Source organism: Brevibacillus sp. NRRL NRS-603 (genome assembly GCF_003013445.1).
Taxonomy (GTDB): domain Bacteria; phylum Bacillota; class Bacilli; order Brevibacillales; family Brevibacillaceae; genus Brevibacillus; species Brevibacillus formosus.
In genome coordinates this window covers 147,992-159,663 of the sequence record NZ_PXZN01000011.1, presented here as the reverse complement: position 1 = coordinate 159,663, position 11,672 = coordinate 147,992, and the positions used below count along the sequence as shown (strand labels likewise).

At 45.5% G+C, this 11,672-nt stretch carries 13 protein-coding genes and 2 riboswitches; of the genes, 6 read left to right on the top strand and 7 right to left on the bottom strand.

From position 1 onward, the window contains the following. Nucleotides 1-4: 4 nt before the first annotated feature. Nucleotides 5-127, bottom strand: a riboswitch (SAM riboswitch). Between the two features lie 150 nt (nucleotides 128-277). Beyond that, on the bottom strand, nucleotides 278-1,753 hold the full coding sequence (locus tag C7R94_RS06760) for a methyl-accepting chemotaxis protein (RefSeq protein ID WP_106779324.1): 1,476 nt from the start codon (nucleotides 1,751-1,753) through the stop codon (nucleotides 278-280). Between the two features lie 154 nt (nucleotides 1,754-1,907). On the opposite strand from C7R94_RS06760, the gene C7R94_RS06755 reads away from it, so the two are divergent. After that, nucleotides 1,908-2,525 (top strand): DUF3298 and DUF4163 domain-containing protein, encoded by a 618-nt coding sequence (locus C7R94_RS06755; RefSeq protein ID WP_047069934.1) that lies wholly within the window; start codon nucleotides 1,908-1,910, stop codon nucleotides 2,523-2,525. A 206-nt stretch (nucleotides 2,526-2,731) separates the two neighbouring features. Next, a complete protein-coding gene (locus C7R94_RS06750; protein WP_047069936.1) occupies nucleotides 2,732-3,145 on the top strand; it encodes a MarR family winged helix-turn-helix transcriptional regulator in 414 nt (137 codons plus the stop codon). Between the two features lie 48 nt (nucleotides 3,146-3,193). Here C7R94_RS06750 and C7R94_RS06745 read toward each other — a convergent pair whose 3' ends face one another. The 3 genes from C7R94_RS06745 to C7R94_RS06735 all read right to left on the bottom strand — a co-directional run bounded on the left by C7R94_RS06745 (nucleotide 3,194) and on the right by C7R94_RS06735 (nucleotide 5,393). Further along, nucleotides 3,194-3,469 carry a hypothetical protein gene (locus C7R94_RS06745; RefSeq protein WP_047069937.1) on the bottom strand — a complete coding sequence of 92 codons (276 nt, stop codon included), beginning with the start codon at nucleotides 3,467-3,469 and terminating at the stop codon, nucleotides 3,194-3,196. Then, nucleotides 3,444-3,776, bottom strand: a complete 333-nt coding sequence (locus C7R94_RS06740; RefSeq protein ID WP_047069939.1) for a hypothetical protein — start codon at nucleotides 3,774-3,776, stop codon at nucleotides 3,444-3,446. The genes C7R94_RS06745 and C7R94_RS06740 overlap by 26 nt, the downstream gene beginning before the upstream one ends. Nucleotides 3,777-3,959: 183 nt before the next feature. Continuing rightward, a complete protein-coding gene (locus C7R94_RS06735) occupies nucleotides 3,960-5,393 on the bottom strand; it encodes an NAD(P)/FAD-dependent oxidoreductase (protein ID WP_047069940.1) in 1,434 nt (477 codons plus the stop codon). A 52-nt stretch (nucleotides 5,394-5,445) separates the two neighbouring features. After that, a riboswitch (purine riboswitch) is annotated at nucleotides 5,446-5,545 on the bottom strand. A gap of 292 nt (nucleotides 5,546-5,837) precedes the next feature. Between C7R94_RS06735 and C7R94_RS06730 the strand changes: the two genes are divergently transcribed. The 3 genes from C7R94_RS06730 to C7R94_RS06720 all read left to right on the top strand — a co-directional run bounded on the left by C7R94_RS06730 (nucleotide 5,838) and on the right by C7R94_RS06720 (nucleotide 9,713). Beyond that, nucleotides 5,838-7,025 carry an amino acid deaminase/aldolase gene (locus tag C7R94_RS06730; protein WP_106779322.1) on the top strand — a complete coding sequence of 396 codons (1,188 nt, stop codon included), beginning with the start codon at nucleotides 5,838-5,840 and terminating at the stop codon, nucleotides 7,023-7,025. Further along, nucleotides 7,013-8,329: a D-arabinono-1,4-lactone oxidase gene (locus C7R94_RS06725; protein WP_106779319.1), complete on the top strand. Its 1,317-nt coding sequence runs from the start codon at nucleotides 7,013-7,015 to the stop codon at nucleotides 8,327-8,329. The genes C7R94_RS06730 and C7R94_RS06725 overlap by 13 nt, the downstream gene beginning before the upstream one ends. A 943-nt stretch (nucleotides 8,330-9,272) precedes the next feature. Next, a complete protein-coding gene (locus tag C7R94_RS06720) occupies nucleotides 9,273-9,713 on the top strand; it encodes a hypothetical protein (RefSeq protein WP_106779317.1) in 441 nt (146 codons plus the stop codon). 139 nt (nucleotides 9,714-9,852) lie between these two features. On the opposite strand, the gene C7R94_RS06715 is transcribed toward C7R94_RS06720, so the two are convergent. The 3 genes from C7R94_RS06715 to C7R94_RS06705 all read right to left on the bottom strand — a co-directional run bounded on the left by C7R94_RS06715 (nucleotide 9,853) and on the right by C7R94_RS06705 (nucleotide 11,341). Next, the gene (locus tag C7R94_RS06715; RefSeq protein WP_106779315.1) at nucleotides 9,853-10,296 is read right to left on the bottom strand and encodes a hypothetical protein; all 444 of its coding nucleotides are present in this window, start codon (nucleotides 10,294-10,296) and stop codon (nucleotides 9,853-9,855) included. Between the two features lie 111 nt (nucleotides 10,297-10,407). Next, nucleotides 10,408-10,569, bottom strand: a complete 162-nt coding sequence (locus C7R94_RS06710) for a helix-turn-helix domain-containing protein (RefSeq protein ID WP_233220494.1) — start codon at nucleotides 10,567-10,569, stop codon at nucleotides 10,408-10,410. Between the two features lie 13 nt (nucleotides 10,570-10,582). After that, entirely contained in the window at nucleotides 10,583-11,341 is a 759-nt protein-coding gene (locus C7R94_RS06705) for a sigma-70 family RNA polymerase sigma factor (RefSeq protein WP_106779310.1), read from the bottom strand. 115 nt (nucleotides 11,342-11,456) lie between these two features. Here C7R94_RS06705 and C7R94_RS29980 point away from each other — a divergent pair, with 115 nt between their 5' ends. Beyond that, nucleotides 11,457-11,645 carry a hypothetical protein gene (locus C7R94_RS29980; RefSeq protein WP_106779308.1) on the top strand — a complete coding sequence of 63 codons (189 nt, stop codon included), beginning with the start codon at nucleotides 11,457-11,459 and terminating at the stop codon, nucleotides 11,643-11,645. The last annotated feature ends 27 nt before the right edge of the window (nucleotides 11,646-11,672 follow it).

Below are 11,672 nucleotides of genomic sequence, written 5' to 3'. Positions count from 1 at the left end.
CTCTTCCTCATCTGTCAAAACCATGGTACAGGTTTTGCAGGAATTGGCACCTTTCTGTTCATGCATAGACATGATCAGTGGTTGCCGGGCATCATCGGGCCAGTCCCTCCGCCGCTCTTGATAAGGTAGGTGAATATATTTAGTTACAATGGAATTCATTCTAGCAGAACGGTTCAAAAATGCAATTCTTTTTTCTCAATTCCAAACACTTCTATTTCGATGCCGAATCAGCTTTCAGAACTACTTCGTGATCAAAAGACGACTTTTTAAACAACCTCTAATTTACGTGAAAGGTTTGCTGGAGGCGATGCGACAAGGTATTCAGCTCGCCCAGCTCTTCCGTAATCTCACGCACTTTTTGATGCTGGTTTTCTGCTGTCGCAAACAACTCTTCTAAGTTGGCTACGGATTCCTCGGTTACGGCTGTAATCGTCGACATCTCGATGGCAACTTCACCGGAACGCACTTTTACCCGGTCCATGCTGGAGCTTACTTGATCAGCTGCTTCCAGGAAGGCCATCATTCCGGCACGCACGGCTTCGATGGAGGCCACTGTTTTTACGGCCAGCTCTTGGCCTTTTGCAACAGACACTTCCCCATTGCTCATATGCTGCACCGCATTCTCACTTTCCTGGTGGAGAGACTTGAGAATGTCGGTAATTTCCTGCGTAGCTGTCGCGCTTTGTTCTGCCAGCTTGCGTACTTCATCCGCTACAACAGCAAATCCCCGTCCATGCTCGCCTGCACGAGCAGATTCAATCGCCGCATTCAGTGCCAAGAGATTCGTTTGTGTCGCGATCTGATTAATAGCGCCGACAATTTCCTCTACGCGATTCGCCTGCCGATTGAGCTGGTGAATCGTAGAGGCTGCTACATTGACTGCCTGCACAATTTGCTCCATCTGCGAGGACAGCTCGTTCATCATCTGAACGCTCTCTGTCAGACGACGGTTGTTTTGTTGCGATTCTGTTTTCATTGCGTTGGTCTGTGTAGTGACTGCCTCGATTTCCTGATCGATGGATTGAACCTCTTCTTCGATCTTTACCGTAGAATTCGCCTGCGATTCCATACCGACGGCGACTTCCTTGAAGGCTACCATCATTTCATCTGTATTGCGCTTCGTACCTTCCGCATGCTCATGTACATGATCGCTTGTACGATCCAATTGCTCCGTCATTTCCTGGATGTTCAAAAGCATTTCTCCCAGACGGCGCTCCTTCTCTTCTGCTTCCTGCCTTGCGTCGTGCGCTTTTTGCAGGGAGGCTTGTCCGGCGAGACACAGATACGTTACGGCTCCCATCATCATGAGAATCGTGACAATACGCATAAGCAAATTGAGCTCCGAAAAATCACCATCGAAGATTTGGTAGGTTCCTGTGTAGAACCCGATAACTGTGACAATGATTTGGGTAATTCCCGCTGTTACGACCAGCTTCCAATCCAAATAGGCTGCCAAAAAGCCCATGACGATAAAAGTGAGGAAGGTGATCTCCTTGTAATCGGTAAAGTGATCGAATGAAATCGCATAAAACATGAGTCCAATTGCCACCAGGTAACGAATCAGAATACTATCTTTGCGAATGAAATAATACGGCGAAACAATTAAAGTGACCAGCAATCCCAAGGACGTCACTTTCCAAAAGTTCACATCCACTTGGTAGGCAATGAGTCCCGCCATCCACAAATGATTCCATAGGATAAAAATCATAAAGCCTTCTTTGTCAGTCAAGGTATTGCGAATCAATTGAATCATAATTGCCCCCCTTTTCCTTTTACTTATGTATCGGATTCTTTCCCCATTATATAGCCAAACCTTTTCCAAATTTGTGAAAAAAGTAAGAACAGCCATAAACAATTTCGAATAGGCTATTACACAACCCACACGTACAGGAGGCAAACGAAAAAAAGTGGAACTTAATCAATTGCCAGCTACTGTGCTCACACGGACGATTAGCCGTCCGAACACCACGATTTACTATCCGCAATTGGCAGGATTAGCCAACCAGCAAGCGGAAAAAGATATCAACCGGGCGATTTATCAAACGGTTCAAGGCTTAATTCACGAGCAACAACGGGTTCAGGTACCGGGAAATACAGAAATGCAAGGAAGCTACGAGATCAAGACAAACGAACGCGGTATTTTCAGCGTCGTGTTGAGCAACTACGCCTACACACCGCAAATGGCTCACGGCATGACCTTTCTCGGGTCGATCACCGCTGATATCCAAACAGGCAAGCTGTATACGCTGCGTGAATTATTCAAGCCAGGAAGCGATTACGTCAGGGTGATTTCCGAAAACATCAAGCGTCAAATCAAAGAAAGAAGCATCCCTACACTCAATGGCTTTACTTCGATTAAGCCCGATCAAGATTATTACCTCGCCGACAAAGCACTGGTCATCTACTTCCAGTTGTACGAAATTACGCCTTACTACGTCGGTTTCCCCATGTTCCCCATTTCGGTCTATGAGCTGGAGCCGCTCATCAATGAAAAAGGACCACTGAGCATCTTGTCCGCAGATTAATGCACTGTATCGCCATATTTTTCAGCCAGGTGAGTGTCTTCTTCCATGACACTCGCCTGATTCTATTTGTGTCAGAAAATCCATTATTTCGCCATCGAATAAACGTTTACTTATATGCCCGAAACTGCTAGTATGTTAGTGTACATATTTACTTAAGCAATAAAGTGTACGATATATCGGACCAGCTTTCCTGGAGGTATATACTCATGCAATATTATGGACATCGAATTAGCCAAACCGCAAGAATATTCAGTAAAACATTGAATGTGACTATGGCTCCCATGGGATTATACAGCTCGCAATGGGGTATTATCCTTTGCTTGCACTATCGTGAATCGCTCACCCAGGTTCAATTGAGCAACTACCTGAATGTTGAAGCGCCGACGATTACCCGGACACTCACCCGCTTGGAAGAGATGGGCTGGATTATTCGCTCGGAGGGGGATGACAAGCGTGAGCGCTATGTGTCCTTGTCTCCGCAAGCAATCGAACGGTTCCCGGAATGGCTGGAGGCTGCCAAAGAGCAAGAAGAGCTGGCACTCCGCGGCCTTGACGAAGCAGAGCTTGCTATCTTTAACCGCGTATTGAAGAAAATGAACGATAATTTACAGCCTTCGTAACAAGTAAAATGACTTCGCCCAAAAACAGTTTGGTGAAGTCATTTTTTATTAGCCATTTTTCCTTGTGCTATGGATGATGGTGTTGAGCTCTTGTTCCAATTGAATCAGTTCAAGCTGTATCTGTTGCTTTTGCAATTGTTTTTTCTGTTGCACCACCTGTTTTTTCAAATCATTTGATTCTTTGTCATTTGCTTCGTTCGATGTAGAAGTATCCGGGTCCGGTTCCACCTGACCAGTCGAGCCAATAGCAGCAAGGAAGGCACCGAGAACTGCGATCCACCCGCCTACCGCTACCAGCTCATTCGCCAGATTTTTGTCGATCATCCTTCTTCCCTCCGTTTTTGGATGGCTTCTCCTGCAAATTCTTCTTTATATCTTGAACACTGTCGCGTAGTTGGGCAATTTGCTCTTCAATTCGTTTAAATTGCTTATCTTCATCGTCGTCATTGCCATTTTTGTTCTTCCCATTGACTTGCTTGTTTAATTGAATGAGGGGCTGTATCAACTTTTCATTGTCGCAGGCAGGCTTTTGACTTAATCTGGTTGTTTTATCAATGGCGAGTATGACAAAACCAATGGAAATAATCCAAAGTGCAATTACAGCGGTATCGTCATCATCACAAAAAAACATAGATACCTCCATGCCAATAAAAAGTCGTGGTTTGATTATTGGCCCTTCTATACCATACGCTTCTGCCTAATTCCTCGTGACATCGGGATCATCACTTTCCTGATGTTGTTCTGTCATGAAAAAAGGCTCCCCGCCAAGCACCAGCGTGCCCGGCAAGAAGCCTATTTGTTAAGAGCGCATTCGTTATTGCATGCGTTTCGCGATATTGCGAGCCATCCAGACCCCAGCAGCTCCGGCCTGTGCCAGACCACGTGTAATTCCGGCACCATCCCCGCCACAGAACAATCCCTTGATTTCTGTTTCGAATTCCTCAGTCAGTTTTGGACGAGCCGAGTAGAATTTCGCTTCCACCCCGTAGAATAAGGTATGCTCGGAAGCAATTCCCGGCGTTACCTTGTCCAGCGCTTCCACCATCTCGATCAAACTTTTCATCGTATTGTAAGGCAACACGAGTCCCAAGTCACCCGGTACTGCTTCCTTCAGAGTAGGCTCCAGGAAGCCTTCCTTAATACGCGACTCTGTAGAACGGCGACCGCGCAAAATATCGCCGTACTTTTGCACGATGACTCCACCGTTAGACAGATCATTCGCCCGCTTGCAAATTTCTCTCGCGTACTCATTCGGCTTGTCAAACGGCTCTGTAAACGTATGAGATACCAAGAGCGCAAAGTTCGTATTCATCGAGCCCAGCGCTGGGTCTTTGTAAGAGTGCCCGTTTGCCGCCATCACTCCACTGTGGTTTTCCACGACTACGTGACCGGATGGATTGCTGCAAAACGTCCGTACACGCGTTCCGACAGATGTATTGAAAATGAATTTTCCCTCGTACAGGTGCTCATTGATTTCGCGCATGACGACATCGGACGTTTCCACACGTACGCCTACGTCAACTTGATTGTTGTACATTTTCAGGCGGCGCTTTTTCAGGATATCCGTCAACCATGCGGAGCCATCGCGTCCTGGTCCGATTACCACGTAATCAGCTTCATACTCTTGTCCGTTTTTCAAGATCACACCTTTTACCTGATGTCCATCTGCTTCTTTCACCGTAACGATGTCCTCAACCTCTGTCTTGAACATCATGTCGATATGCTTCTTCAAATGCTCGAAGATCGACTGGAGAATCTCCAGGTTTTGCTCCGTTCCCAAGTGACGCACCTGCGCCCGCAACAGCTTGAGTCCAGCTGCATAGCCGCGCTGCTCGATGCTCTTGATCGTCTCAGTGGTCGGGTCCGTAATCGATTGGGTAGCCCCATGCTCCAAATTGATTTCATCTACGTATTTGATCAGCCCAAGTACAGTGGAAGGGCTGAGATAGTCTGTCATCCAACCGCCAAATTCGGTGGTGATGTTAAATTTGCCATCGCTATAGGCGCCTGCTCCACCAAAACCACTGGTAATCGAACAGGCCGGCAAACAGCCTGCGAATTCTTTTTTTCCTGCTGGCGGCGGGCAGAGCTTGATCTTTTCCTCCAAGATCGGACAGCGTCTGCTATAGATGTCATGCCCTTTATCAATCAACAGCACCTTGGCATTCGGTGCTTTTCGCATTATCTCGTAGCATGTAAAAATCCCTGCTGGTCCTGCTCCTACAACGATCACATCATACTTATTCATGTCGTTCCCTCCCCGAAAAAATGAAAAAAATTCCCGGCCGACGAATAGGGTATACCAAAACTGCCCTATTCGTAGCCGGGAATTTACGGTTCCCTGTAGAGACCCTCAAACCATATTTCTGAGGATATACGAATACAAATTACTATTTCATTCGTCAAGCCTGTGTTGTTCTTCACAACAATATGTATAGTAGCTTATAAGCTGAATCAAGTCAACCAAAAACAGTCCGTTTATTCGTCTTTTAAAGTTAATTTTATTGTTAACATGCCTTTACAATCAACAATTACCACAAAACACGAACATTTAAAAACGAACATTCGCGTTTTCTGTACATGACGCTCATCTGCTCAGGAAGGAATCGATTACAAATGGGTAGAATAGAGGGAATTTTAAGAAATATTTCACGTGATCTTTATTTCTCTTAAAAAAGGATGAGGCCTGTACATGCGGGATTATCGCTATTATCAGTCTGCCTTTGCCGGTGTTCCCAAGCCGTTTGCTTTCGTCGATCTGGATCTACTGGAGGAAAATGCGGAGCAAATCAGTTTGCAAAGCAATGGAAAACCCGTTCGAATCGCGAGCAAGTCGATTCGAAGCGTTGCCATTCTCAAACATGTATTGCAGTTGGACGATTGCTTTCGTGGTCTCATGTGCTATTCCGCTCCTGAGGTGCTTCACCTGTGCGAGGCAGGCTTCGATGACCTGCTGCTTGGCTATCCGCTCTGGGAAAAAAGCTGGCTTTTGTCAATCGCCTCTGAGATTAAGAACGGACGCTCCATTACTTTGATGATCGACTCTCTCCCTCATGCCGAACAGCTCGAACAAATCGCCCGGGAAACAGGAACCAGACTGCCGGTCTGTCTCGATATCGACATGTCGTCTGATGTGTTGGGGCTGCATTTCGGCGTCTGGCGCTCTCCACTTCGCTCTCTCGAGGCGTCCCTCTCCCTTGCCAAGCGCGTTGCTTCCTCCGATCATCTCTACCTAGATGGTGTCATGGGGTACGAAGCTCAAATTGCTGGCGTTGGTGACCGATACCCTCGTCAATTCCTGAAAAACAGCATCATTCGTCTCCTCAAGCAATATTCCGTGAAAGAAGTGGCTGCTCGACGCGCCACACTGGTGCACGCCATTCGTGAGCTAGGCATTTCCCTTCGCTTCGTAAACGGTGGTGGAACGGGCAGCTTGCACTTGACCGGTAAAGAAGACGCCGTCACAGAGGTTACAGCAGGCTCCGGTTTTTTTTCGCCTGGGCTCTTTGACTACTTTCAAGATTTTCGGTTTCATCCTGCTGCCGGATTTGCCCTGGAGATTATCCGCAAGCCCACAGAGCGTATCTACACATGTGCCGGCGGGGGCTACATCGCCTCTGGTTCTGCTGGGCGCGACAGACTACCCAAGCCCTACTTGCCAGCGGGAGCAAAGCTATTCCCCAACGAAGGAGCAGGTGAAGTACAGACACCGATCCACTATCAAGGCATGGAAACGCTGGAACTGGGAGACCCGATCTTTTTTCGCCACGCCAAAGCAGGAGAGCTCTGCGAGCGTTTTACCCGGCTGTATTGCATCTCTGGCGGGAAAATCATTGAGGAAGTGACCACCTATCGGGGGGATGGATTATGCTCACTGTAAAGAAGCACGCGAATCACTGGACCAATTGGACAGGAAATGTACAAAGCCAGCCGAAGCAAGTCGCGATGCCAGAGTCCGTGGATGAGGTCGTGCAGCTTGTCCTTGCTTGCAAGAAGGCAGGTACACGGATTCGAGTCGTCGGCTCCGGTCATTCCTTCACGCGGCTCGTCCAGACAGAAGACTGCTTGCTATCCCTGGATCATCTCCAAGGAATCGTCAGTGTAAACCCTGCCGATGATACCGTTGAAGTCTGGGCAGGCACCAAGCTCAAGACACTCGGTCACCTCCTGCATCAAGCGGGCTACTCTCAAGAAAACCTCGGAGATATTAACGCCCAGTCCATTGCAGGGGCCGTCAGCACCGGGACACATGGCACAGGCATTCATTTTGGCAGCATCTCCACACAAGTCGTCGGGCTGACAGTCGTCACCGCAGCAGGGGACGTTTTGGAAGTATCCGAGCAGGTCCGGCCGGAGCTGTTCAAAGCTATGCAAGTCTCTCTTGGTCTCTTGGGCATCATCGTACGCGTCAAGCTGCGTGTCCTCCCAGCCTACCGCCTGCGCTACCAAAGTCGTCGCATGCAGGTGGAGGAGTGCCTGTCCTCCATGGAGACATTTAAAACCGAGCATCGGCATTTCGAATTTTTTATCTTCCCCTATTCGGACACCGTTCAGGTGAAATTCATGAACGAGACCAGCGATCCCCCCAGCGGCAATCAGCGATGGAGCTATTTGAAAAAAATGGTGGTGGAAAACGGGCTGTTTTGGCTTTTGTCGGAGAGCTGCCGATTGCGCCCTTCTCTCACCAAAAGCGTCAGCAGACTGTCCGCTCAAAGCGTTCCCTCTGTCCATGAGAGCGGCTACAGCCATCAGCTTTTCGCCACCCCTCGCCTTGTTCGTTTTTACGAAATGGAATACTGCTTACCCGCTGAGCATATGGGTGATGCCATACGGGAGCTGCGTCAGGCGATTGAGCAGGAACGCTTTGCCGTTCATTTTCCGCTGGAATGCCGGTACGTCAAAAAGGACGACATCTGGCTCAGTCCCGCCTATGAGCGTGATAGTGCCTTCATTGCCGTCCACATGTACAAGGGCATGCCCTACGAAGCGTACTTTACCCGAATGGAGGAGATTTTCGCCCGATATGGCGGACGTCCACACTGGGGGAAAATGCACACCATGACCGCCGAGCAGCTCCATCAGGTCTATCCTCGCTTGCCCGATTTCCTCGCCATTCGCTCTGAGCTCGACCCTGACGGCTTGTTCGTGAACCCGTATTTAGCCGAGCTGTTCGGAATATCCTGAAACACTACCTACACATAAAAAATGCCCCGACCACATTACCGGGTCTGTTGACAAAATCCGCAGGAACAAGGCTGAAGATAATACCCTTGGAATATCTATACAAAAAAAGACACCATATTCACCTTTTATGGACATGGCAGATGATAGTCCAGGTGGGCGTCTTAGAGCGGCATGGACAGCAAAACAGATGTACTTGGTCGATCTTGCCGGTGCCAAAGGACTGTGTACAAGATCAATTGGAATAGCAGAAGCTAATAAACAAAAGTTTCACCTCCGAGACTAAGGTTGCTTTTCCGGGGAACGTATTAAAAAGGACGTATGTTTCACGGGTACACTAAAAGAGGATTTGCAATGCAATTAGGAGTGTCTGAACGCACACTCTTCGACCGGGAACATGAGCGCAAGATTCCACCCGCGAAATCTTTAAATGACGTTTCGAAGTTTTTGTGTATATTAATCAAGGAATAGAAACAGGCCGATTCATTTTTACAAAAAATTTTTATTCGGACAGGTAGCATAGAAACACCTACCTGCAGCGTGCCTGATTCCGTGAGCAATACCCAGTTCAGTTTAATATTACATTTGGAACGGCCTTAGACTTATCGCCTTTTTCCACAGGCTTCTGTAAATACTAAATAATCCAACAACTTGCCAGTCGTAAATACAGCACAGTTCTTCTATGCATAGCTCGGGTAATTCTGGTAACCAGTACCTGTTTCATAAGAAAAATCTACATCTGTACTTAGCACTGTCTTGGATCAATTAATTTTTCATTTAACCTATAAGGTTGGTGTTGAAAGTCCCTACAAAAAATGAAACCAAGGTATTCAAGACTTTTAAGCTATTATTTTTTACAATTTATGTAACAATCACACTTATTTTCTCGTCTTCATTGAGTGTATGTTAGTTTTTTAAATTTCTATACAGGAAGGAGAATACTACCTTGAAAAAAAAGATGCTTCTGTTATTCGTGGCTGTAGTTGTTGTGTTTGGAGTTTTTTATACCATGGATAAGATGACGTATACCTCTTTTCAAGAAATTGCAATTAATCAACTAAAACAAGGAGATGCCATTAATATAGAAATCAAGCGGTACTCTGATGATGCCCGAATATCCATAACGGATAAAAACAACACAGATAAAATATTGAAGGCTTTCGCAGGTATGGAACTAAAAAAAGTGAGCGAGACAAAGCCAAGCGGAGCATACGCATTTAGAATATATGTAAATAACTTAGAAAAAGTCGGATTGGAAGTCCTTCAAGATAAAAACTACGTATGGATAACTCAAAATAATAAGGGAGTAGTCTATAAAATAGTTAATGACTTTGATCCAATAAAAACAATTGAACATGAGAACCTAAATTGGAAATCTCCTAATTAAGTAAATATAAAAATGGCTGTTCACAAATCGTAGACCCTCTAACACTATGAAATCAAAAACATGGATTATTTAAAGGCTTTAAATAAAAAAAAGGGTGCCTCTAAGTCGGAAAATCGACTTTTGAGACACCCCCTCCTTTTTAGTCGACCGGTATCCAACCGGAACCGTTATGAACTCGCAAGATGATACCTTTGCCTGTAATAAATCGAATAGTTTCACCATTTACATTATATTCAATAAACGGAAGTTCAATTTCCATTCGATTAAAACGAGGGTTATCAACTAAATAGTCCTCCATGTACCCAAGTTCCCAATAACCTGCCTTAACCATAGACTCTAGCGCATCTTTTGCACTAGGTGTGATACTTGCTACGATACCCGTAACACCTGCTACCACTCCTGCTGGAGTACTCGCGACAAATACTAGTCCTAAGACGGAAGCAACTGCACCCAAAGCTGTCAACAATTTGGTATCACTTGGTTTAACAAGACCTTTATCGTAAACTTCTCGTTGTGCACGTTCAATCTTTCGAAGCTGATCTAAGTTGACAGTTAATTTAGCCGCATATTCTCTTGCTCTCATGTCTCATCTTCCTCCAAAATTTTATTCCAAGCTTATTTCCCGCGCGGTTATTCACTTGGTACTAATTAAAGTGAATCGAAGATGAAAAATAACAACCCGAACTCAAAAAAATTATTCTTTTCTTATCAATGAGCGATTTTTTGTGCTATAGGTTTTGACGGCTCTAATCATCCGAAATACTATCTCTTGACGCATGTCTTCACGTACACCTATATCAGTGAATTTCAACGACTTCCGAATCTTTGGCTCAAATCTTTCTATTATCTCTACCATTGCACTATCATCATTATTTTGTGCTCGCTTTACCAGTGTTAACAGGCTCATGTCCCCCGCCTCCCTCTAGCTGTTTTCTGAGTTTCAGTAACGCTCGTTTCTTTGTTTTAGATACGGCTTGCTGGCTAACGACTAACAGGCTGGCAGCTTCCGCTTCTTTTAGATTCCTCAAGTATAGAAGTGTAAGCATCTCCTGTTCCTTTTCTGTGAGGGTTTGAACAGCATCCAATATTCGTTTGTCTGCTAATACATCCTTCCAATCAAAATTGTCCTCCCGCTCACTTTTATCAGAGTCACTAACAAGACTGTCTATCACCCTTTCAATTTCGTCTGTAGGCTGGCATGCGTTGCTAGTCCTTTTATTACGTACAGCCAACTCGATAGCTGTAAAACGGATGAGCGAGGAGATAAACTTAGTAAATCGGACTTCATCGTAGAATTCCAGAAATCTACTCTCCAATTCATCGTTCCTCTGCGTATCGTCCAGCGAATTAAGCACTCGTTGATATAGTTGTTGATTGTCTTCTTGAGCTAGAAATGCATCCAGCAACCTCTGATTAGCTACGTCTGTAAGTTTGATATCTAAATCTCTCCTCACCATTAGGATTATATGTTCGTATTTCAGGCAAAAAAATAGACGTGCCATATTACACAGCACGTCCCGAACCACTCTATCCATTTTACCAAATAGCCTATTTTTCCCACTCAATATTCCTGTAATGTAAACTTTTGTAAGTAAATGTAATTTTGGATACTCATGCTTTACAATCAAAAAAATTATCCCAAAAATAAAAAGCCCCCCCAATTGGATCTGTTAACAAAGTCTTACTCATAGGGACCGTGTAGAATTAAGTTCTATGCGGTTTTCTTTTTGGGAGAGATATAACATGATGGGAGTAGAAGATTATGTACAGAAAGACCATTTGCTTCAGGTCGAACAACAAGAGAGGGATTCGAAATACAATCGAACACTGTCTCTTTTCGGCGTTGGCCCAAAATATAAAACGAATGATGAAAGTCCTGGCAGCATAAGATACCCGCGAGTTCACATACGCTATGAATACAAAATGGGTTAGGGACAAAAATCCCTAACCCATTTTGTC